The sequence below is a fragment of the Kitasatospora sp. NPDC015121 genome (assembly GCF_055562955.1).
Genome location: NZ_JBVHEH010000039.1, coordinates 1 through 23,180 on the forward strand (window position 1 = coordinate 1; position 23,180 = coordinate 23,180).

16 protein-coding genes are annotated in these 23,180 nt (G+C 70.4%); 8 read left to right on the forward strand and 8 right to left on the reverse strand.

Features of this window, described 5'->3' with window-relative positions:
* Positions 1-561: 561 nt before the first annotated feature.
* Positions 562-1,083, reverse strand: a complete 522-nt coding sequence (locus ACZ3J7_RS36235) for an STAS domain-containing protein (protein WP_465627593.1) — start codon at positions 1,081-1,083, stop codon at positions 562-564.
* Positions 1,084-1,710: 627 nt separating this feature from the next.
* Between ACZ3J7_RS36235 and ACZ3J7_RS36240 the strand changes: the two genes are divergently transcribed.
* Complete coding sequence (locus ACZ3J7_RS36240) at positions 1,711-2,109, forward strand: hypothetical protein (protein ID WP_465627563.1); 399 nt, start codon at positions 1,711-1,713, stop codon at positions 2,107-2,109.
* 318 nt (positions 2,110-2,427) lie between these two features.
* Here ACZ3J7_RS36240 and ACZ3J7_RS36245 read toward each other — a convergent pair whose 3' ends face one another.
* The 3 genes from ACZ3J7_RS36245 to ACZ3J7_RS36255 form a co-directional block, all read right to left on the reverse strand.
* On the reverse strand, positions 2,428-3,036 hold the full coding sequence (locus tag ACZ3J7_RS36245) for a DUF3885 domain-containing protein (RefSeq protein ID WP_465627564.1): 609 nt from the start codon (positions 3,034-3,036) through the stop codon (positions 2,428-2,430).
* 734 nt (positions 3,037-3,770) lie between these two features.
* A complete protein-coding gene (locus ACZ3J7_RS36250; RefSeq protein ID WP_465627565.1) occupies positions 3,771-4,061 on the reverse strand; it encodes a barstar family protein in 291 nt (96 codons plus the stop codon).
* Between the two features lie 286 nt (positions 4,062-4,347).
* The gene (locus tag ACZ3J7_RS36255; protein ID WP_465627566.1) at positions 4,348-4,929 is read right to left on the reverse strand and encodes a hypothetical protein; all 582 of its coding nucleotides are present in this window, start codon (positions 4,927-4,929) and stop codon (positions 4,348-4,350) included.
* A gap of 879 nt (positions 4,930-5,808) precedes the next feature.
* On the opposite strand from ACZ3J7_RS36255, the gene ACZ3J7_RS36260 reads away from it, so the two are divergent.
* Both ACZ3J7_RS36260 and ACZ3J7_RS36265 read left to right on the forward strand, forming a co-directional pair.
* Positions 5,809-6,426, forward strand: coding sequence for a hypothetical protein (locus ACZ3J7_RS36260; RefSeq protein WP_465627567.1), 618 nt, complete (start codon positions 5,809-5,811; stop codon positions 6,424-6,426).
* A gap of 680 nt (positions 6,427-7,106) precedes the next feature.
* A complete protein-coding gene (locus ACZ3J7_RS36265) occupies positions 7,107-7,610 on the forward strand; it encodes an RICIN domain-containing protein (protein WP_465627568.1) in 504 nt (167 codons plus the stop codon).
* A 1,083-nt stretch (positions 7,611-8,693) separates the two neighbouring features.
* Here the strand turns inward: ACZ3J7_RS36265 and ACZ3J7_RS36270 are convergent.
* The gene (locus ACZ3J7_RS36270; RefSeq protein WP_465627569.1) at positions 8,694-9,200 is read right to left on the reverse strand and encodes a hypothetical protein; all 507 of its coding nucleotides are present in this window, start codon (positions 9,198-9,200) and stop codon (positions 8,694-8,696) included.
* Positions 9,201-9,947: 747 nt separating this feature from the next.
* Positions 9,948-10,181, reverse strand: coding sequence for a hypothetical protein (locus ACZ3J7_RS36275; protein ID WP_465627570.1), 234 nt, complete (start codon positions 10,179-10,181; stop codon positions 9,948-9,950).
* 416 nt (positions 10,182-10,597) lie between these two features.
* Between ACZ3J7_RS36275 and ACZ3J7_RS36280 the strand changes: the two genes are divergently transcribed.
* Positions 10,598-10,783 (forward strand): hypothetical protein, encoded by a 186-nt coding sequence (locus ACZ3J7_RS36280; RefSeq protein ID WP_465627571.1) that lies wholly within the window; start codon positions 10,598-10,600, stop codon positions 10,781-10,783.
* Positions 10,784-10,853: 70 nt separating this feature from the next.
* On the opposite strand, the gene ACZ3J7_RS36285 is transcribed toward ACZ3J7_RS36280, so the two are convergent.
* Positions 10,854-11,546 (reverse strand): hypothetical protein, encoded by a 693-nt coding sequence (locus ACZ3J7_RS36285; RefSeq protein WP_465627572.1) that lies wholly within the window; start codon positions 11,544-11,546, stop codon positions 10,854-10,856.
* A gap of 1,726 nt (positions 11,547-13,272) precedes the next feature.
* Here ACZ3J7_RS36285 and ACZ3J7_RS36290 point away from each other — a divergent pair.
* From ACZ3J7_RS36290 to istA, 4 genes are all read left to right on the forward strand, one after another.
* Positions 13,273-15,363 (forward strand): DUF8189 domain-containing protein, encoded by a 2,091-nt coding sequence (locus tag ACZ3J7_RS36290; protein WP_465627573.1) that lies wholly within the window; start codon positions 13,273-13,275, stop codon positions 15,361-15,363.
* Between the two features lie 569 nt (positions 15,364-15,932).
* Entirely contained in the window at positions 15,933-20,492 is a 4,560-nt protein-coding gene (locus ACZ3J7_RS36295; protein WP_465627574.1) for a polymorphic toxin-type HINT domain-containing protein, read from the forward strand.
* Positions 20,493-20,500: 8 nt separating this feature from the next.
* Entirely contained in the window at positions 20,501-21,106 is a 606-nt protein-coding gene (locus ACZ3J7_RS36300; protein WP_465627575.1) for a hypothetical protein, read from the forward strand.
* Between the two features lie 306 nt (positions 21,107-21,412).
* Entirely contained in the window at positions 21,413-22,894 is a 1,482-nt protein-coding gene (istA, locus tag ACZ3J7_RS36305; RefSeq protein ID WP_465627576.1) for an IS21 family transposase, read from the forward strand.
* On the opposite strand, the gene ACZ3J7_RS36310 is transcribed toward istA, so the two are convergent.
* Positions 22,874-23,173, reverse strand: coding sequence for a hypothetical protein (locus tag ACZ3J7_RS36310; protein ID WP_465627577.1), 300 nt, complete (start codon positions 23,171-23,173; stop codon positions 22,874-22,876). The two genes, istA and ACZ3J7_RS36310, sit on opposite strands and share 21 nt — an antisense overlap.
* Positions 23,174-23,180 lie beyond the last annotated feature (7 nt).

A 23,180-nucleotide genomic window follows, 5' to 3' on the forward strand; every position in this document is an offset into this window, starting at 1 on the left:
CCCCGCGGAGCGGGTCCCTACGGGCCTTCGGCCCTCCGGTTCGCCGAGCGCTCCGCGCTCGGGCATCCGCGCTCCGCGCGGATGCAGACCCGCTCCGCGTGTCCGGCACCACCGCTTCGCGGTGGTGCGGCCGGCGCTTCGCGCTCGGCCTGGGCGCGCCTCCGCTTCGCTCCGGCGGCCCGGGGTGGCTGAGGCTCTGTCAACTCGTTGAGCTGGGTTTTTGGCTGATGGAGGGGCGGCCTTCGGCCGGGCTGCCTGGAGATAGGCGGGTCTGGTGCGGGCCCGTGGAGCTTGAGGCCGAGGAGTGGCCGGATGGGGTCCGACCTTTGCGGTCGGAGGGGCGATGCGAGGGGCCGGGTGGCCGTGCCCTCGCGCATGTGCATCACTTCTGCGTGCGAGAATATCCCGTCTGATGTGGCCTCCCTCCTAGGGAGTCGAGTTCCTTCCGGCAGCTCGGAGACAGGCTGGGAAAGCAGCCGAAATTCTTGCCGGATTCCAGCCGTATGGTGTATAAGAATCCGCTGCGGGATGATCCCGCCGAATCCCTTGCGGGGAATCCGGCTATTCTTCCGGGATCAATTCATGGTATTTCAGCGCGGCTTCTACGCTCTCGGTCACTACGAGGACCTTGTCGGTCTGGATGACTTCGAGGAGTCGGCGGAAGTAGGGGCCAGGCGCGGCGAGTGCGAGGGGGACGTGGTGGTCGTTGCGGCGGGCCCGGAGGATCTCGTTGAGGCCGCTGGAGTCGCAGAACTGGAGGTCGGCGAGGTCGAGGACCAGTAGGGGCGGGTTGCCTTGGATCTCGCTCTTCAGGGCGCGGCGCAGGTGGGGGCCGTGGGTGTAGTCCATCTCGCCGTGCAGGCGCAGTACCCGGGCGGGGGTGGGGTGTGCAGGGGGGTGAGGTGGAAGTGGAGGCCCGGGTCGGCTGGGGTTGGCAATGGTGGGTCCTTCTCGCGGGGGGGTGTGATCGCGGTCAGAGTGCCATGGTTGGCGCGGCTGGTGGGAGGGGGCGTGGCGGGGTGCTGTCGCGCCCAGTCGAGGGGTGGGGGTTAAGGGGTGTTGGTGCAGGTCACAGGGCGCGATAGCACCCCCTGTCGCGCCCTTCTCGGCGGGGGCGTGACAGCCCGGTCAGGCGGTCGAGGCGGTGGCTGCGAGCCGTTTGCGGGTGGGGCACGCATTCAGGGAGACGGTGCTGGGCGGGGCCGGGTGGAGTCAGGGCGCGGCGCGCGGTGGCGGCTGGGCCGGGCGGGGCCGCCGGTGCGCCGCGGCGGGCGGATGGGCTCCGGCGCCTGGCAGGTCGGAAGCCGCTGGGGGTCGCAGGTGCGGCAGGTGCACTCGGGCTCCGGGATCGGCGGTGGCGTCGGCAGTCGGTGCCGGCCGGTGCCGGGTGGAGTCAGGGCGGTCATGCCCGGACCAACGAGGCCGGCCCGACCCGGTCACCGGCCCCGGCTGCCCCAGCCGCCCCGGCCGGAGAGGGGAAACAGCACAGCGCAGCGCCCCCGAACCCCACGGTGCCGCCGCCCACCACCCTCCCCCTCCTCCTTCGTCGGCCGGGTCAGGGGCTCCCAGGGGTAAGTCGGCACCGGACCGGGCGACCTTGCCGGGCTTGACCTGCGAAAACAGGCCGGTTTCCTCTAACGTGCGATCTTGACCGGTTGCTAAGTGATCTTGGCTGGTGGTCACCAGGAGTAGGCCTGGCATGCTGTGGCGGTGTCGAAGAAGCAGAAGCGCGCGGTGACCCTTGCCGAGGTGGTCGCGGCCCTACCGTCACCAGCGGAGGCGGAGCCTGCCGGCCCGTACGTCGACCCGCCGGTGGCAGCCCGCGGTTTCACCGATGCCGACGGCACCTACTGGCGCCTCGTCCGGGGGCCGCTGGACCCTCGCCGGGCCAAGCGGCTCGTGGTCGAGGCCGACGTTATGTCGATGGGAACGTCCTACGACGACGAGGTCGAATGGTGGCTTCCCTGCTTCCTGACGGAGGCCGAGCGGCCGGCTGCCTGGCTCGAAGCGCGAGCCCGGCTCGGTGCGGCCGACCTACCGGTCCACGAGGCCTACGAGTTCACGGCGGACGACGGCCGTGTTCTCCTCTTCATCGAGACGTACTGCTGAGAACGAGACACGGCGCGGCGGTGCTCGGCGGCTTGGTGGCCCTCGTACTCCGGCCCGGCCGGGCCGCCGAGGTGGATCCCAGCACAGCGCCGCCGATCCTGCCCGGCACCACCGCCCACCCACCACCACAGCGAGAAGGAGGGGCTAGGGATAGAGGGATGTCGGAATTTCCGGACGCCTTGGCGAGGCTCTGAGCTGCGCGTTCGCCCGGCGGCCGCCGAGCCCGGGCCGGGGGCCTGTGCCTTTGCACGTTGGTTGGCCAAACGGTGCGTCGTAGTTGGCCAGGTCGGTGGGGCCGCTCGTGGTGGGACGAGGTATTCAGTAGCCCAGGGGGTGTGACGACAGCCAGTCGGGATGCCGGCTTTTGAGCTCGTCGCGCTCCGGGACGGTCGCGGTGATGATGTCGACCCCGCCGTCGTAGGGGTGTGCGAGCCAGTCGAGGCCCGGCGGGGCGAGGATGACCCCGATCGTCACCTCGTCGGCGATCGCGCGCAGCAGCGGGTCCAGTGCCCGCGGCACGTTGGCCATCTGGCCGGCGTAGAGGTGTGTGCGGACCTGGAACTCCGGGTCGAGGTGGTCATCCTCCATGACCATGCGCCAGTACGTGCCGGGTGCGACGGCTTCCAGCTCGGGGCTGCGACCGACCGGTTCCGTCCGGTCGCCCGTGTTCCACGCGCAGGTGATGACCGTGAGTTCGGCCGGGGCGTCCAGGTCAGCGAAGAGCGTGTGCTGCCGCTGGAGAAGGAGGCGGTACTCGGCCTCGCTGTCGGGATAGCGCTTCGAGTCCGGCAGGTAGTGAAAGCGGACCCACCGCTCCTTGAACGCCTCGGAGAGGAGATGCCCGACCGGATGACACCGCGCCCAGCGCGCCTGCCATGCGGCCGAAAGCGCCTCCAGATCGACCGGCAGCCCCGCGTCCGCTCCCATCAGTTCCTAACCTCTCGTCCGTTTCGGTGTGACGGTCGACCATGCCTCGATCGGCCGGCGACACAGTGCCCACGCACACCGTACGCGCGCTGATCAGGCAAGCCCACGGGGGCCCGCACCGCTTGGCCAACAACGCTGCGCAGCCTGGCCAACCAGCCTGCGAAGTTGGCCAACTATCGTGCACAGGCACAGGCCGCCGGGCCGGGGTCGGGGAGGTTGCTTCAGGGGTTGCTCTGGAGGTTGCCCGACGGGTTGCTTCGGAGGTTGCTCCGGGATAGTAGGCGGCGGGCGGTGTCTGCGCTGGTGGGAGCGCGGGACAACCGGGGCCGGCGAACGCCGACTACTTCCGTACGCGGTGGTTCGCGGTCGGCAGCAGCACCCGGGTGTCCGTACCGCCAGAGGGTGAGGGAGGTGGTGCTGAGCGGGCCAGGGCGGGGCCTGGAGGGCCACTGCGCGGGCCCGTGGCGGGCCGCCGCCGGGGGCCGGCGGCCGGTCCTGGCGGGCCGGGGCGGGGCCTGGAGGGCCGCTGCGCGGGCCCGTGGCGGGCCGCCGCCGGGGGCCGGCGGCCGGTCCTGGCGGGCCGGGGCGGGGCCTGGAGGGCCGCTGCCCCGGCTCCCGGCCGTCGGGCCGAGGGCACTATCCCAGGCCGCCGGGCGGAACCGGTCCGACTGACCTGTCTGAAGCTAGTTTGACGAGTCTCAACGGAGTTTGACCGCTCGCTGCTGGACTCCGGGTCAGGCGAAACGTACGGTCAGCCTCTTGTCCGGCGCGTTCGACTCGTCTTCCTTGGCAGCTCGGACCAGCACGGATGCGACCGTCTCGAACGCTTCATCGCCCATCCGGTCACGACTGACTTCGGCGTTCTCCCAGACGATCTCGACCGGGCGCTCGACATCCCTGCTCAGCCGGTCCCACAGGGCGTCCAGGTTGTGCCCGTAGTACGGACCGAAGTCCAGCGGCCCGGCAAGAACCCGGTGCAGGTCCGCCTGGCTTCCGATGTGTGTCCCGTCAACGACGACCCGCATGATCCTCTCCACCTCTTCAGCCAGTCCGGCGACTCTACCGATCCCCCCTGCGGGCATCGCGTCCCGCACCCTGGCGGTCAAACTCCGCTGAGACAAACCGCCGCCGGTCAAGCTTCGTTGAGACACGTCACCGGTCCGGCAGTTGGACACAGGCGGAGACAGAAGAGACAGGTCGTGTCGCGCGACGCTCCTAGCTGGGAAAACACCTGTGTCATGACACAGGAAAGACAGGTGGAGATAGGTAGCCGGCCCCGGCCGCGCTGCGGTGCGGCCGGGGCCGGGCGGGTCAGATCAGGCCCTGCTCCAGGGCCAGGACGAGCAGGTCGGCCGCCTGCTGCGCCTGGGCGGCGAGGAGGGCCCGCTGGTCGGTGGCGTCGAGGAGGAGGCGGCCGTCGGCCAGGGCGGCCCAGCCGGGCAGGTCGGGCAGCCCCTGCTGGATCCAGCCGATCCGCTGCCCGCCGCGGTGGAGCGCGACCAGGTGGGACCGGCTGCGCCAGGCGTGGACGGTCAGGACGCCGAAGGGCTGGCTCAGGTCCTGCTCGCCGAGGTCGGCGGGGAAGGCGACGGTGCGCTGCGCGGCGAGGGCCAGGCGCGGCCGCGCGTCGGCGGGGGCGCTGCGCTGTGGCCGCGGTACGGCGGTGCGCGCGGGAGCAGGAGCGGGGGCGGCCGGCGCAGCAGCGCCGACTCCTGCGCGCGGAGGTATCGGGGCCGGGGCACGGCCGTCCCGAATACTTCCGCGCGGAGGAGTGAGGTCGGTCGGATTACCTCCGCGCGGAGGAGTGGGGTCGGCTCCGCGCGGACGGGGCGGGAGCCGTGCCGGGAGCGGGCTGCGGTCGGTCGGCGGAGGGCCGCGGAGGAGCGGGCGCATTATCTCCGCGCCTGACTATCGGGCCATCGGGGCTGCCTTCCAACCCGTCGCCATTACCTCCGCGCGGAGGAACAAGGGTCGCCTCGGCCGGGTCGGAGGGTGCATGCTGCCGAGCGGGCATCCGGGCCAGCGGCGACCAGTCGCTATCCCCGTGCAGCGTCTCGTAGCGGATGGTGCGGCCCAGGCGCAGCATGCGGCCGGTGACGGCGGTCAGGCTGGTCCCCAGCAGGCGCAGCGCCTCCACTGCGCGCTCGTCGTCGCTGGTCCCGGCGACGGTGGAGTCGACCGGCTCCAGGTAGCCGGAGGCGACGCGCCGCGTGCGCTCGTCCAGCTCCAGGAACTCCCGGCGCTGGGCGCCGGCAGGTTCCGGGCCGGCCTCGGGCCCGTCGCAGTCACCTCCGCGCGGAGGAACAAGGTTGGCGGCCACGGCGTCCTGGTGGCGCTCGGCGCCGGTACGCCTTCGACTCGCACGAGCGGTTGCACGACTTCTTCGGCCGTCCCCGGCCGGTGTGCGGTGGCAGCTCCTTGCCGCAGCCCCTGCAGATGCGCTCCGAGCCGTCCTCACTCCTTCGCGCGGAGGTATCCGTCTCCATGATCGGCATCGTAGGCGCGGCCACCGACGCACCCCTTCGGCCGGGCCCGCCCCGACCCCGACCGGGCGCGGTACGGCGGGCACCGGCCGCCGCACCGCAGGCGGCCGCCGCGCATCGTGCCGCACCGCCCAGGGGTGGCGCAGCGCGGCAGGTCCGGGACCGGGCGGCGAACTATCCATCGGCTCTGTGGCCGGAAAAACTGACCGGATCGTCTGCTGGGCGGATGACAGGTCCCGTCCTTCAATGGAGGGGTTGATGCCTGGGAGCGGCAGGGGAGGCAGGGGTCATGTCGGATCACACGGTCGCAGAAGAGCAGGTGCGGGAGAAGGCCGCCGAGCTCCGGAAGCACGTGGAGCGCTGGAAGGGGATCGAGGGCTTCGAAGGCCCGGCGGCGGACCTGGATGTGGAGGCGCTGGCGCGCGGGGTGCTGGAGGTGCGGGCGAGGCCGCGCCTGTCCGGGCCCGAGCTGCTGGAGGCCGTCCGGCCGCAGTGGGAGAGGAAGGCGGCGCAGCTGGGGCTGGAAGGTGAGGCCCGGGAGGCGTTCGTTGTGGAGAGGCTGGATGAGGACGTGCCGCAGATCTACTGCGAGACGCAGGACTTCTTCGTGATCGTCTACTACGTCATCCATCTGAACAGGGCGGCCGCCGAGATGGTCGACGTGCAGACGGAGACGGTCCTGCAGGCGCTGGAGGTGGCCTCGCTGGGCCTTCCGGAGATCGACGAGATCATCTCCCCACTGGAAGCTCTGATCAGGGCCGAGGCAATGACGATCAAGGCGGTCTCCGAGAGTCAGGACAACGGCCAGGTCCAGCTTGTGGGGGTCTACCCCGTCCCGGTCTTCATCGCCGAGCCCGACGACCTCCTCTGGGACGAGGTGCACGCAGTCCCCGGCCACCAGAACTGACACGCACCCCCTGCCGCGCCCAGCCCGCCGCCCGCCTGCACAGTGTGCAGCGGGCCAGCCGGGCGCGGCGCGGTGCCGAGCGGAGCAGCGGCGGGCGTGCGGGGCGGCAGACACTTCCGGAATGGCCCCCGGCGCGCCGCGTCGGACAGCCGGTCCGGCTCGGCCTGGTGGGCGTCCTTGCAGACCCCCGCTCCGCCACACCGTTCTAGTCGGCCATCCGCTCCCCCTCGACCCGCTGCCGTCCTGCACCGACGCGGGACGCCCCACCGTAGCGCGCGCGGAGCGACAACCGGAGCGTGGACGTACCGGACGCTGCCGTCTCCACCGGATACGCCGACGAGGAACGGCACGGACAACGGCAGACCGCTCCCGTCGACAGTCACGGCCTTGCCCCTGCCGTCCCGACCCGCCCTGCCACCGGTCGCGGCGTTGTCCTCACGCGCTCCGGGACCTGCCGGGCCCGCCGTACGTCCGGGCTGTGGGCGGACGGGCCCGCCGTGGGGCGGGTTTCCGCGGCCGGCACAACCCTTTTGCCCGTTCGGTTGTCCAACACTGCCGCACCGTAAGGGAGTTGGGTTTTCCCCGGCCGGTTCCGCCACCCGTCACAGTCTTGGAGGACAGTCGTGACCCATTCCGTTCCCGCCCCGAGGCGCCGTCTCCGGGCCGTTCCGTCCGCGGTCGTGGCCGGGCTTCTCGTCGCCGGGCTCCAGGTCGTGGTGCCCGGTGCCGCCCAGGCCGAACAGATCCCGCGTTACACGAAGAACTTCGAGTTGCGCAACCAGGCGACCGGGAAGTGCTTGGAGGTTGCGGACTGGCGGACCGACCTGGGTGCGCCGGTCCGCGAATGGACCTGCCACGGCGGGGCGAACCAGCTGTGGACGAAGAACAGCAACGGCTTCACCTTGAACGTGAACAGCGGCAAGTGCCTGGACATCCCCGGGTTCAGCACGGTGTGGGGCACCCAGGTGATCCAGTGGGAGTGCGGCATGCGGCCCCCGGCCTCTAACCAGCTCTGGTCCGTGCCCGGCGTCAACTCGCCCTCGATCGACACGATCAGCGCCATGGGCCTGGTCCTGGACGTCCCCGGCTCCAACCCCGCCGACGGCACCCCCGTCGTCGTGTGGGGCTTCAACAACGGCGCCAACCAGATCTGGACCGGGCTCCAGCCCCGGGTCGACTTCTGACGCCACTCCCCACCCCACGCCAGCCCCGCCCCCGGTAGAACGCAAACACCCCCGGGTGCCACCATCGCGGTCACCGGCAGCCCGGCCGGCACCGCGCCACAACGGCACTGACCACCAACGGCCACTGCCGGCTACCACCTTGGAGCACGCCCACCCGTATCGCAGATCAGGCGAGAACACTCCACTTTCACAGCGAACACCACACGCCCGACCACCCGCCCCGGTCCTCCGCTGAACAATACGGCACCCTTCACCAGCAGATATCCCCGACCGGACGAGAACACCCCGCCCTCACAGAGAACACCGCAGAACCGCACCCCGAGCCATCCTCGGACAACCCCCAGACCCTGCGCACAGCCGGGCCGAAACATCCCAACCACAGCTGCCACAAGCCACCTGAACAGCAAAAACACCAAAACAGCCATGAGATCGAGGCAACACCCACGACACCCGAAACCAGAATCACCCCGCCAACCACAACCCCAACCCACACCATGTGACCTGACCGCCCATCACCCCGAAAACCCCTCGCACCCAAACCACAGCACCCCAGCTCAACGACCAACCCACACCCAAACAACGCCCCCCGGAATCCTCAGCCGGGCAGAACCTGGAGGCCGCGCGGCGCGGCGTGCTGGTCTTCCGCGAGATCGGGAAGAGCACCCTGTCGCGGAAGGTGGAAGCGACACTCGGCGGCGCGGCCGGGCGGCCGGCGCAGCGGGGCGGGTCGTCGTGGCTCGCGGTCCCGCTGCTGCCGGTGCGCATCGGCCTGGCGCTGCTGCGGTACTGGGAGCACAACCACCCGGAGGAGAGCCTGGAAGGGTACCTGCGCCGGGCCGGGTTGGTGCACCGGCTGTCGAAGGCACTGGGCCGGGTGCCCGCGGCCCGGGCGAGGCTGTGGGGCTGTCAGCGGGCCGTACGGGGCCGGGACGCGGGTGCCGCGGGATGGGGTCAGTGCGGCTCGGCGAGGAACCCGCGCCCCAGAAGCCGGCGGGCGGATGGGGGGAGTTCGGAGGGATCGCCGTCCGGCTCCGGGTGCGGGTCGGGTGCGGGTCGGAGGGAGAGGCGCGCCGGCCCTGGGGGTCAGGGGGCGGGCGGAGCCGGGGGGTCGAGGGTGCGGGCGAGCCAGGTGGGGTACTCCTGGCGGATCCAGGCCCGTGCCGCACCCGGCGCGCGCCAGCGGGAGCTGTCCGGTGGCACGGGCCCCAGGTAGGTGGCCAGGGGCGGGTCGAGGGCGAGCATCGCCTGGTCCCAGGCCAGCAGTCGGTCGGCCGCGGTGGAGGCCAGGGCCGCGGAGGAGATCGTGCCCTCGCGCCGCCACTTGCGATCCAGAGCCGCGGCCAAGCGCAGCAGTGTCTCCCGGTGGGCCAGGCGCTGCTCCGTGCGCGTGTCGCCGCCGGGGCCCGGTGCGGGGGCGGCGGACATCGCCAGGGTGGCGAGGGCGCGCAGTTCCGTCTCCAGGTCCGGGGCGCCTGCGTAGGGGTCCGCCGGCGGGCGGCCGGCGGGACGCGCGGCGGGTGTGGTGGCGCGGGGACGGCCGGGTGGCGGAGCGTGCCTTTCGCGGTGCGGCTCGGGGACGGGGTGCTCCATGGCGGGCCTGTTTCTCCTACTCGGTCGAACGCGCGCGGACGGGAAGGGGCGGGCAGATGGTGCGCGCTTTCATCATCGGGCCTGCGGCCCCTGCCCGGGACGTGATCCACCGACAAGCACCCGCCCGGCGACGGCCCGCCCGCCGGGCAGTGTCGACGGCGGCATCCCAGCCCCGCGCCAAGGCGAAGACGCCACCACCGACGGGCGCCACCACCGGCAACATGACTTGCACCCGTGCCGGGGATGATGGGGGCTTGGTCACCCCAGGAGTCGGCGAGCAGGCCCCCCTCATCGGCCGGCCAGCGCCCTCACTTGTCCTTGACCAGCCTGGTCGCGGTCAGCGGCCGGCCTCGCCCTCGAATCGGCGTCAGCGCTCCCCGACCTCAACGACGCCCTGGAGGCACTGGTAGAGCTGGCCCAGGAAACGGTTGAGCAGGTTGCGCTGGGCGGCGGCGTGCCAGTCCCCCTTCCCGCGCCGGCGGCGGTAGTGGGCCTTTGACCCCGGTGAGGCCCGGGCCGTCCCGCGCCGGGTTTGACCTGTGCGAGTGTCCGTCCGGTGCGGGGTGCGTGCGGTGGTGCCTACGTGGGGAGCGGGCCGGGCGCCCTGCCCAGGCCGCCTGGCGGGGCCGGTCCGGCGACTGGAGCGACCCGTCTCAGCGGAGTTTGATCAGCCCTCTGTACGGCACCTGCCGGTATCGCCGCTCAGGCCACGGCCGGCAGGAGTCCAAGGAGGCACGCCGTCGTGGCTCAGGTACGGGAATGGCGGCCCCGCAGACGGCCCTTCGCCGCCGCGCGCCGCACCAACCACGGCCCGAGGACCATCGACAGCAGGTTCAGGACTCCCAACACGAAGAAGATCCCGCAGAGGAGCCGCTGCGAGCCCGTACTCAGCCACAGCGTGAAAAGCCCCATCCCGGCGGTCACCACGGCCTGCCCGACGGCCGAGTCGATCCAGCGGCGCACGTCCTTCGGTCCGATCATGCTTCTCCCAGGGCCGCGGCGAATACCGACCGGATGCTACCGCCCACACCCCTGCCACCCGGCAGGACCGGGAACAGCGAGATCGAACCCCGGACCGGGCCGCGACCAGCAGACAGCCCGCCCCGGCCGCACCACGGTGCGGCCGGGGCCGGACGGGTCAGATCAGACCCCGCCACAGGGCCAGGAGCAGCAGGCCGGCTGCCGGGCGCGCCCAGGCGGCGAGGAGGGCCCGCTGGCCGGTGACATCGAGGACGAGGCGGCCGCCGACCAAGGAGGCCCAGCCGGGCAGATCGGGCAGGTTGGGCAGGTCGGGCAGTCCTTCCTGGACCCAGCCGATTCGCCGGGCCGTCGCGGCGCAGGGCGACCAAGCCGGGCCGCCCGTACCAGCCGCAGGCGGTCAGGGCACCGAAGGGCTCGTGCAGGTCCGGCTCGCCGAGGTCGGCGAGGAAGGCGACGGTGCGCTGCGCGGCCAGGACCAGGCGCGGCTGGCCCTCGGCGGGGCGCTGCGTGGCGGCTGCGATGCAGCGCAGCACGCGGGAGCGGCCGGGCCGGGGCGCGACGTGCCGGCGGGGCCGTTCCTGACCTGTGACAGGCGGCCTTGACCGATTGACGGGTGATCCTGACCAGTCCCGGCTTTCGCAGGGTGGCGGGTTCGGTCAGTTGGTGTGGCTGTCAGTAGTGGAAGCGCAGGCGGACGACGAGGCAGTCGTCTGGCAGGCGATCGAGATAGTCGTCGGCGAATTCGTAGTAGTCGCCTGCCAATAGGTGTTCCCGGCCCCAATCCTGGAGATCGCCGTCCAGCCATCGGCCGTCCAGGGTGAGCAGGCAGGTGGTGGGGATGATCCTGCACGTCCGCCGACGGACGAACTGCTCCTGAGTGCCCGCGAAGTGCGCGACCGGGTCGTGGTAGCGGGGGAAGATCCCGCAGACCTCCGGTGAGGTGTTCGCCGTGTCGATGAGGGGCTGGGTGAAGTAGTCCGCGCGGGCCTGTTCGGCCGAGTACGCCTCGGGATCCTGCCGGCTGCGCGCCAGGAACTCCGCATGAGGCCGGGCGGCCGGGAAGCGTGCCGCGAACCACTGCCACGCCTGCCAGTCGGCTGCGGCGCGGGCCGCGGCCGATGCCTTCGCGGCCTCGAAGTCGAGCAGTTCCCGCGGTCCGCCGTCCCAGTGCTGCGGCGACCTTTCCCGAGGCCTGCCGTACTGGTCGACGGGTCCGAAGACCAGGCGTGGATCGTCCTCGTGGCCGGGGCGGACGCGAAACCCCGGATCGAGGCCGACGTTTCCCATGATGCGCCAGTCGTCCCACTTGCCCTGCCAGATCGGCCCGCCGGGCTGAGGGTCGATGTCGTAGTCGAACGGGGCCATCGCGGCGGTCAGTGCTTCAGGGACGGTGTGGGGCGGAGTGGGCGGAAGGCAGACGGTGACGGTGTCTCGGGACAAGGTGCGGGCCTCTGCTGTGGTGTGCCGGGGACACCGGGGCGGTCCGATGATCGTATGCGTGCCTGGAGCCGGGAGGAGCAGCGGAGTGGGGCTTGCTCATCGAACCGGTGGGCAAGCCCCACTCCGCTCACGTGCTCACTGATGGAGCGAGTGGTGTGCTGCGGGCGAAGAACGGGATCAGGCCGTGTTTGAGAGCTGCCGTGTCCCGTTACCAGAGGGCTGGTTGAGCATGTTGTGGGTGGTGTCGGGGGTGGGTATCCGTCGGACCTGGCGGGTGGTCAGCGGGCGTTCTGGCGGAGGTGGGCGGCGATGGCGCGGGCGGCGAGACGCGGGCTGGTGTGCCACAGCGGGGCGTCGCTGTCGGAGACGGAGGGTTGGTCGTTGGGGTTGAGCACCGCGATCCAGCGTTTGGAGCCGTTGACGCCGTACTCGACCCAGCCGACGCCCTGGCCGTCCTTGGCGGCGAGGTACAGGGTGTCGGCGTCTTCCCAGCCGTACAGGCGCCGGCCGGGGCCGACGGTTTCCAGTTCCTCGTAGAGGTCGGGGGCGGGCAGGGGCGGGGTGGGGTGGGGTGCGCGGGCGGCACCAGGACCATCGGTGCGGCCGGCGCCGCGGGGGCGGGGAGCACGGGCGCGGGCGGTGCGTCGCGGGAGGCTTCGCCCCGTCCCAGCGATACGTCGCGGGAGATATCAAGGAGTCGGGGTGGGATGGCCGCCGCGGCGGCCTGGGCGAGCGAGTGGGCTGCTTCGCCGGCACCCGCTCCACCATCTGGGCGGGCCGTCCGGACAGCCTGGCCTGATGCCTCCCAGGAGGCATCGAGTTCCTGCTCCAACGCGGTCTGCGCCCGCCGCACGGCGGTGCGCGCACGGGCCAGCAGCTCCTCCACCGCGCGCTCCAGGCCGGTCAGGGGAAGGCCCAGCAGCACCCGGGTGTCCGTACCCACCAGAGCGGGAGGGAGGGGCGCTGCGCAGGCCCGTGGCGGGCCAGCCCGCCGAAGGGACGGTGGCAAGGGCCTGCGGTACGTCCTCCGGCGCCCAGGCGGGCCAGCCGATGGCGAACGCTCCCGCGCGGTCGCCGAGTATCCGAAGCGCGCAGCCGCACGCGGCGTCGACCTGGTGGGTACGGTCTTTCCCGGCTTTCCATCTGGGTGGCGACTTTTCAGGGTTCGGTAGCATAGGGTCGGCTGGAAAATGTGAGCATACTGGATTCTTTTAGGCGTAGTGACGCTGGGGTGAATTTTCTGGGGGCGGCCTATGCTCGAGCGGGAATTGAAGTCTTGGAGCAAGAGCTCCTTCTGCGATCCGACCTCGGCGTTTACCTGACCCAGCATCAGGCAGTGGGATCTGCCCGGATCGTGACATTTAGTCACCAATAGCCGCCTTGCGTCCAAGTCGACTTGTCCTAAAATCAACCCAATTGCATGGATCGTGACGCTTAGTCAGTCATGGCCGACTTCCATCACCTTGGGTGCTTATTTCAGATTTTTGAGACTTCCACCCTTTGACGAGCCGTACATCGTTGGATAGTTTGCGGTCATCCAGTATCGACGCCTCCATGGTGTCTATATTTTCCGATTTTGGGGATTCTTTTGCGTAATTTCAAGAGACCCGCGCTGCTGCTGGCGGCGCTGTTGGCTATACCAGGAGCCGCAGTGTCAGCGCCAGCGTCGGCGGCGGAGTCCGATGTGCCGCTGGCTGTGGAGGGCTTCGGCTACCCGGACGCAGCAAAGATCTTGACGGAGCAGCACATCACGCTGAAGACGGGCGACGGCAATATCAAGCTGGCGGACTGTGCCTCCGAGTCCTCTCTGCTGCGGGTGTCGAGCGCGGTGATGACGGGCGTCTGTTTCAAGGTGAGTGGCATCAGCGGCTACCTTGCTCTCGAGATACCCCGTGTCTACTCGATCAAGAGCGACAATCACACAGTCAAGGCCACCTTGTCCGCCGACGGCGTCACCAGCAGCGTCGACCTGATCAAGAATGAGTGGACGGAGGTCGGCGAGGGCAACATGCATACGGCCCAGCAGTCCGTGCTCCTCGAACTGACTGCCGCTGACGGTGCCCCCGCTACGCTCCCGGCCCCTGAGTTCCCCGCCGTCGGCTCCATCGCGATCGGCGCCCCGGGCCGCACGGGATCGCGCTCCTGCACCGGCACCCTGGTGGACCCGTCGTGGGTGCTGACCTCGGCCAGCTGCTTCACCGACACCACCGGCGCCCTGGCAGCCGGCGCGCCGCCGGCCAAGAGCACCTTCAACGTCGGCGGCCGTACCCTCGACCTCGTTGAGCTGGTGCCGCGCACCGACCGCGACCTGGTCCTGGCGCGCCTCGCCGCACCGACCACCGGCACCACCCCGCTCAAGCTCGCCACCACCATCCCCGCCTCCGGCACGGGTGTGAAGGTTGCCGGCTTCGGCCGCACCGCCAGCACCTGGGGCACCGGCAACGGCCCCCGCACCACCAACCAGACCGTGGGTACCGTAAGCACCACCGGCCTCGACCTGTCCCCCGCCGCCGGCGCGGCCGCGGTGTGTGCCGGCGACTCCGGAGCACCGGTCCTCAACACCGCAGGCGAGATCACCGGCACCGTCACCCGCGCCTGGCAGGGCACCTGCCTGGGCACCCCCACCACCGAGACCCGCACCGGTGCCAGCGCGACCCGCACCGACGACGTCGCCGCCTGGGCCAACGGGATCACCAAGGCCTGGTCCGACCTGAGCGCGAACTCCTCCGCGGCCCACAGCGCGGTCTACAACCCCGCAACCCGGACCACCGAGATCTTCGCGACCGGCGCCGACGGCATCGTCTCCCACGCCTACAGCACCGACGGCGGCGCCTGGAGCGGCTGGTCCTCCCTCGGCAACTGGACCTTCAACGGCACCCCCGCCTCCCTCTACAACCCCGCCACCGGCGGCCTGGACGTGTTCGCGATCGGGCGCGGCGGCGAGCTGTGCCGCAACTCCTGGACCGCCGCGGGCGGCTGGAGCGGCTGGAACCTGCTGGGCACCCGGAAGTTCGCCGGCTCCCCCAGCGTCGCCTTCAACCAGGGCAGCGGCACCGCCGAGGTGTTCGCCGTCGGCACCGACGGGGTCGTCTCCCACGCCTACAGCAGCAACGGCGGCGTGTGGAGCACCCTGGCCAGCATCGGGGACTGGGCGTTCAACGGCACCCCGAGCGTGGCGTTCGACGCCGCCACCGGCGGCTGGCACCTGTTCGCGATCGGGCGCGGCGGCGAGCTGTGCCGCAACTCCTGGACCGCCGCGGGCGGCTGGAGCGGCTGGAGCGTCCTGGACTCCCGGAAGTTCGCCGGCTCCCCCAGCGTCGCCTACAACCCCGTCACCCACGTCGCCGAGGTCTTCGCGGTCGGCACCGACGGCACCGTCTTCCACACCTACAGCCAAAACGGCTCCGCCTGGAGCGCCCTGGCCGGCATCGGCGGGTCGTTCACCGGCAGGATCAGCGCCATCCACAACCCGACCACCAACGGCTGGGAGGTGGTGGCCCTGGGACAGAGCGGTGTGATGAGCCGCATCTCCTGGACCGCCGCCAGCGGCTGGAGCGCCTGGAGCGCGCTGTCCGACTGGCAGTTCACCGGCCTGCTCTCCCTCGTCCACAACGCCGTGACCGGTGAGATCACCCTGTTCGGGACCGGCCTGGACGGCACCATCTCCCGCTCCACCGCCACCGCCACCACCTGGAGCGGCTGGCAGACCATGCCCGGCCGCACCTTCACCACCAGCAGCTGACCACCGGCACCACCAGGCTGCCCGGAAACGGAGCTGCTTCCGTTCCGGGCAGCCAGGCACTCCTCCTGGCCTGGGAAGGCGCGGGAGCGCGGCCGGCCTGCCGCCGCACCGCCCAACAGCTCCCCGAGCGTGGCGCCCGATCGCCGCAGCATCGGGGCGCTCGGGGAGGACAGACAGCGCTCTCCGAGCGCGTCGCACGCCTTTTTGCCGCCGTCGGACAGGGTCCGGCAGCCCACTCTCTCGACAAGACACCGAACTCGCCGATGAAACGGAACAGATGGCCACCTTGGCGGCGTGGTGCCGCGGGGATAGCGGTCGGCAGAGGTGCCGCGTCCACCACGCCTCAAGGGGTCCGAGCCAGCTGCCATCGGACTCGCCTGTCAGACGGGTCGGACAAGCGGACTCCTCAGCCGTCCACAGGCTCCACTGCCTGGTGCGCCGATGACGTCGCACCGGGTGCCCTTTTTCCGCCACACCCCACGGCCGACGAGGAAGACCGTCCGATGGCGCATACCCGCACGCGCCAACCCCCGATCTCCACAACCACCTGAGGGGACTTCAGGCCTTCGATGAAAATCACCAGTAAAAGACGGACACCCTGGCAGCATGGTGCAGCCGGGATAGCGGTCGGCGGTCTGCTCGCCGGCCTGCTCGCCATACCGGCCTTCGCCGACCAGGCGCCGCCCGTGGGCCCGGTCGCCGACCGAGTGGCGGCGGTACAGGCGTGGAAGGACGGCGGAGCGGCCGTCAAGCGCGCTGCCGAGATCGTGCTGGCCGGCTCCGACAGCGACGTGCACACCTTCGTGACCTCCGGCCGACAGGCCGCGGCCGAGGTGGACCTGCGTGCTCACGTCGAGGAGCTGATCGCTTCCTCGGGGCCCGAGGTCCGTGCCGCCGGGACCGCGGCACTCGCCGGGAGTGCCGCGGATGTGCAGGCGTTCCTCGACAGCGGCTACAAGCGCCCCTTCGAGGTCGACCAGCGGATCCTGACGGTGCAGGTCATGTCGCTCGGCGGGCCGCTGGTGCGCGAGGCCGCGAACAAAGCCCTCGACGGCACGTCCGCGGACATCAACACCTTCCTGGCCACCGGCCAGTACACCGCCCGCGACAACGACAATCGGGTCAAGACCACCCGACTGATGTCCACCGGCGGCCCCCAGGTCCGCGCCGCAGCCAACCTCGCCCTCGACGGCACTACCGAGGACGTCCAGGAGTTCCTGCGCTACGGCTACCAGACCGCTGCCGCGCACGACGCCGAAACCCTCACCATCTCCCAACTCGCCGACCTGACCAGCAATGCCGCTGACCAGGCCGGCCAGCAGGCCAAGGCCGCCCAGGATGGTGCCGACCAGGCGCTGGCCGCCAGCGACCTGGCCAGGCAGGCAGCCGAGAAGGCCGCTGCCGAGACCAGGGCCGCCCAGGGAGACGCGAAGAAGGCCTCCGCGGCCGCGGCCAAGGCCGCAGACGCCACCGAACGTGCCGCCAAGGCCGCCCAGGCCGCCTCCAACGCCGCGGCCAAGGCGAATGCGGCCGCCGGACAGGCCGCCGATGCCGCAGCGGACGCGGCCCGTGCCTCCACCCTCGCGGGCAATGCGGCGGCCAAGGCCCAGGACGCCGCAGCCAAGGCCGCCGGAAACACCGGCGACGCCGCGGCAGCCAAGAACGCCGCAGACATCGCGAAAAAACTCGCCAACGACGCGAAGAGCATCGGCGAGCGCGCCGAGTGGGCCCTGCACGCCTCCGAGCAGGCCGACAAGGCATCTGCGGCCGCCATGGCCGCGGCCGCCAACTCCGACGCCGCCGCGCAGGCCGCCAAGGACGCCGCCAGCCAGGCCGGTGTGTCCGACGAGGCCAAGAGCCGGGCTGGGGCCGCCGCCGACCGCGCCAAGGCCGCCGCCACCGAAGCCCATCGCGCCGCCACCGCGGTCCAGAAGATCGCAGCCGACGCCAAGGCCGCCGCCGCCGATGCCCAGCGCGCGGCGAACTCCTCGGCCACCCACGCCGCAGCTGCCGCCACCGCAGCCGAGCAGGCCGCCGCCCACGCCGGCGACGCCGCCACCGCAGCCGCCACCACACAGGCAGCCGCCACCGCGGCGCAGGCAGCCGCAGACAGCGCTGCGAACGCCGCGGCCCAGGCCCACAAGGTCAGCGACATCGCCCGCGCCTCGGACGCCGAGCGCCTGGCCTCCGAGCAGGCCGCCCAGGTCGCCGCCGCCGAACAGGCCTACCGCGACGAGGCCGCCAAGGCCAAGCAGGCCGCCTGGGAGGCAGGCAAGGCCAACGAACTCGCCGCCGACACCCAGCAACTGCTCACCGACGCCACCGCGCCGGGCGTCACCCAGGCAGTCGCCATGGCCAAGGGGCGCCTGGCCGCCACCCGCCTGCTCACCGCCGGCGGCCCCTGGGTCCAGGCAGCCGCGCAGAGCGCACTCGAGGGCCACGACGCCGACGTCCTCGCCTTCCTCAGCACCGACCTCGCCCTCGCCCGAGAACACGACGACCGCACCAGCGTTCTCACCCAGGCCGCCGCCGCCACCAAGATGGAGCAGCATCTGGCGGCCGAGACCGCCTCGGTCGGCACGATCCAGCAGGTGCGCGGCTTCCTGGCCACCGGCGCCTACCCGGGCAAGGAAACCGACGACCGCATCAAGGTCACCCAGATCATGTCGCAGGGCGGCCCGATCGTCCGCGAGGCGGCAAACAAAGCCCTCGACGGAACCCCCGCCGACGTCCAGGCCTTCCTGACCACCGCCCAGTACACCGCCAGGGACACCGACAACCGGCTCCTGGTCACCCAGGCCATGTCCACCGGCGGCCCCGAAGTCCGTGCCGCCGCCAACGTCGCCCTGTCCGGCCCCAACTCCAACCTCCCCGCCTTCCTCGCCATCGGCCTGCCCAAGGCCCGGCAGCGCGACGCCGCCACCGCCGCCCACGTCACCACCATCACCTCTTACCTCCAAGCCATCGACGGCAACGTCGCGCTCGCCCGGCAGTCGGCCGCGCAGGCCGCCCAGTCCTACGCCACCGCCCGCGGCGCCGCCAACGAAGCAGCCGGCTACGCCAACCAAGCCCAGGCCTCCGCCACCGAGGCAGCCAACTGGGCCGCCCAAGCAGCCGAATCCGCCCGCCAGGGCAAGATCAGCGCCAACCAAGCCGCCGCGTACGCGGCCCAGGCCCGCGTCTCCGCAGCCGACGCCGACGCCGCCGCGAACAGGGCCTCCGCCTCCGCCACCGCGGCCGCGATCTCCGCCAGCCAGGCGCACGTTTTCGCCGCCCAGGCCAAGGACGCCGCCGCCCAGGCACTCGCCTCCAAGCTCGCAGCGCAGGCCAGCGCCGACGAAGCCCGCCAAGCCGCACGCGACGCCATCGACGCCTACTACCAGAAGCTGGGAGACACAAGCTCGGCAAGCGAGGCAGAGTCCAAGACCGCCATGGTCGACGACCTCGGCCACGTCTCCTTCATCGACACGGTCACCCAAAGCGACTTCCAGTCCACGAAGGCCAAGGACAACTCCATCCGCTGCACCGCAGCCCAACAAGGAAACTACGGGCCGGAACCCCGCAAACCCGGACAGGACCCGCAGCTCTATCCCTGGTACAACAACGACGCCGGAGAACTGGTCTGCGACGTTAAAGCCACCGTCCACGTCACCGGCACCGTCGAATACTGGCTGCGCACCTGCCCCGAACCCAACCTCACCATCGCCGAATGCCGCGGCAAGTACAGCGACTGGATCCCCCTCCTCCTCGCCACCGAGAAGATCAAAACCGGCGACAAGGAAGGCGCCGACATCGAGACCACCTACCAGGTGAAGTGGTCCGACTGGAAAAAGAACCACACCACCCAGGGTGTCATAAAGGGAATGGCAGAGGGCTGGAAAGACGGCATCGTCAAATGCTTCACTACGGACTTCTGGAGCGTTAACGCCGACTGCGCATCCTCCGTCGCCATGGTCCTGCCTGTCGGCGAAATCGCCGCAGCAGGAAAGGCCATCCTGGAATACCGGGTAGCTCTCGAAACCGGCATCGGCATCGAAAGCGCCAATGCAGCTGTGGGAGCCGCCCTCAGCAAGTACGGGCTCGACACCATTGCCAAAACCGCAGCCGCCAGCAAAGCAATGGCCGACCTCCGCGACGCCATCGCCAACGGCAAAAGCACCGAACAGGCGATGAACACCCTCAAATCCATCCGCGACGTCGACCCGGACCTGGTCAAGCAGGCGGAGATCGAGACCGAGGTCGACCAAGCTCGCAGGGCCACCACATCGCTCGATAACTGCCTGGTCAACAGCTTCCCGGCTGGTACACAGGTACTGCTGGCAGATAACACCTACCGTGACATCGCCGAAATCCGCACGGGCGACATGGTCCTGGCATCCGACCCCGCCTCCGGGACGAACCGCCCGCAGGCCGTCACCGCCACGTTTTCCCATGACGTGGAGCATCTGACGGAGATCAAAACAGACCAAAGCGGTAGCATATCCACGACTGCAGGACACCGGTTCTACGTGGAGGGATCCGGCTGGGTTCCTGCCACTCAACTGAAGGAGGGCGACCTTCTTCGCAGTCCGGCCGGAGCCGGGGATCGAATCACTGCTGTCACACACGGAAAAAGCACGAAATCTCAGCACGTCTACGACCTGACAGTCACCGGAGACCACACGTTCTTCATCCGCCCCGGCAAGGGCAATGGAACGCTGGTCCACAACTGCAACGACCTGATCCGCGCAGAACAGAATTTCGCCGACGCCCATACACTTTCGAAGCACACTGACATCACGCCCCAAGACGCGCAACAGGAGGCACTGAAAAACCAAGCGAAGGGTCGCCCTCCGTACACCGGCGTCTTCATCGACCGACAGACCGCCCAACAGGTGATCGACTACGCCATCGCCGACAAAATGGCGAAGAGCCCGAACGCGATCAGGGACTGGCTCAGAGGAAGGGGCCCATTTGCGGGAAGAGATTTTCCGATCGAAGGGTCATTCGGGGCGCAAAACCCGATCGGAAACGTATATGGGGTCAATGGTTTGATTGGCCCTTCGACCAATAAGTTCACGGTCGTACTGAAGGCCGCACCGGGCTACAAGCCCGGAGGATTCTACGTACTTACCGCTTACCCCATCTGAGGAGATCCGTGCCGCCAGTGAATCCCCATTATCAGTTTGATTACGGCCTCACAGGGCTTTCCACCCAGTTCCACATGGACTTCGAAGGAATGCCAATCGACGTTGCCCGAAAATGGGCAGACAACGATGCCAAGTGCCTGAAGGACGACATCGTCAAACTCAGCCACCCAGACCTCCCGGAGTGGGCAGCATCGGCTGCATGGCGAGCCGCCTCAGGGCTCGTGGGCATGTCCGATGTCCGCTCCTGGCTGGCGGAGGTCGCAAGGCTATGTGAAGCCAAGATCGAGCGAGGAGGAGTGTTTCCCAGCCCTCCAAAGGAGCAGCCAGAACTGGTAAACAGGGTGCTGGCAGAGCATGAAGCACTCGCTGGCGCGCTCGATCTCGCAACCACGCAGAGCCTGTACTACCCGATCGACAGGGTGGCCCGAGCAATCCAGCTAACGATTCACGCGGCGGGCCCGAACCTGGGATTCCGCCTCCTGCTGCGCTGCCTAAACCAGTACTGGGTCAGGATCGACGACTCGACGTACCGCAGGTTCGTTGCGCTAGGCAATCTCCTGAACCTCGGCGAACACCATGTACCCACCTACCAGCACCTGGTGATAGGAGACTGATCTACCCGGTGGCCGGGCTCGGCAGCACCTTGGCGAGCCCGGCCACCCCTCGACCTAGCCCTGTCCGGCGGCAAGCCGGACGACGGCGGCCCCGACTACGACAGCCTGAGCGGCCCGGAGCGGGAGGCGATCGCCGAGGCCGCCGGGACGGGCGTGCGCGCCGCGGCCTGGATCCGTGTCAGAGGACACGGAAGACTCCCCGCTGGCGGTCAGTTGGCCTCCCCGTTGGTGGACACGAGATCTCCCCAGTGGCGGACAGCTGATCTCCCTGCAGACCCACCCAGCCCGTAACGCACAGTGGGCGGGGTGAAGAGCGATGAGGAGATCATGGAGATTCTTGAGGCCTACGACCTCACCGGGAGTTACCGGAAGGCGGCCGAGCTGGCCGGCTGCGACCACCACACCGTGCGCCGTTACGTGCAGCTGCGCGGGCAGGGGGTCGACCCGACCGAGCGGGCGGTGCGGTCGAAGCTGATCGACGACTTCCTGCCGAAGGTCGAGGAACTGGTGGAACGGTCCCGCGGCCGGGTCGGCGCCGACGCTGTTCACAAGAAGATCGCCGTGATGGGCTTCACGGGCACGGACCGCACCACCCGCCGGGCCGTCGCGGCGGCGAAGGAGTCCTACCGGGCCGGGAACCGCAGGGTCTTCCGGCCGTGGATACCCGAGCCGGCGATGTGGCTGCAGTGGGACTGGGGCGAAGGCCCGCGCATCGACGACAGACGCACCAGCCTGTGGTGCGCGTGGCTGGCCTGGTCCAGGTTCCGGGTGGTCATCCCGGTGCTCGACAAGACCCTGCCCACGGTCGCGGCCTGCCTGGACGCGACGTTCCGCACGCTGGGCGGGGTGCCGACCTACTGCCTGACCGACAACGAGAAGACCGTCACGGTCGAGCACGTGGCCCGGATCGCGGTCCGCAACCCTGAGCTGGTGCCGATCGCCCGCTACTACGGCACGGTCGTCCGCTCGTGCATGCCGGCCGACCCTGCCTCGAAGGGCGGCACGGAGGCGACGGTGAGGATCGCGAAGAGGGACCTGGTCCCCACCGCGGTCAACCTCCGACCCAACTACGGCGACTTCGCCGAACTGCAGCAGGCCTGCGAGGACTTCATGGCCGAGGTCAACGGCCGGATCCACCGCGAGACCCGCCGGATCCCGGCCGAGCTGCTGGCCGAGGAACGGCTGCGGCTGCACCCCGTTCCCGAGCAGCCGTTCACCGCCGCGTTCGGCGAGACCCGCAGGGTCGGCAAGGACTCCACGATCTCGGTCGAGTCGGTCCGCTACTCGGTCCCGCACGAGCTCGTCGACGAGCGGGTCTGGGTCCGCTTCCACGGCGACGAGCTGATCGTCACCGCGATGGCCGCGGGCAGCGCGGTCGAGGTCGCCCGCCACCTTCGCTCCGCGCCGGGCAGTCCGCGGATCGCGGACGAGCACTACCCCGACGCCCCGCGCGGCGAGCGCACGCCGAAGCCGACGAACCCGGCCGAGGCCCAGTTCCTGGCCGTCGGGTCCGGGGCGGCGGCCTGGCTGATCGAGGCCGCGGCGACCGGCGTCCGACGGATCAGGGCGAAGATGGCCGACGCGGTTGCGCTCTCCAAGCTCTACGGGAGCGCCGATGTCGACCGCGCACTCGGGACCGCAGCGACGGTCGGCCGTTTCGCCGACGGTGACCTGCTGTCGATCCTGGGCCACCAGGGCGAGCACGACCGCATCGAGCCGATCCGCCGAAGCGAGGACCACAGCCTGCAGCCGGGCACCTCCGCCTGGTCAGGCTTCGGCTCGACCTGAGCCCTCGGGCTCCTCTTCGACCAGGCCGCTGGCGAAGGGGAAGCTCTCCAGGAACTCCCGCCGGCCCGGGTCCTGCTCGGCCTCGGCCAGGTCGGCGAGCACGGCCAGGAACCGGTCGCGCTGGTCCTGCGGCAGCCGCGTCAGCACCCAGCTCGCGCTCTCCATCATCTTCACCGCGGAGTCGGGGTCGACCTCGTCGTCTTCGCAGCTGTCGAGGAACCAGACGACGTCGACGACGAGTCCGGCAAGAACGGGCACCAGCGGGTCCGTGTCAGTCATCCGGGCA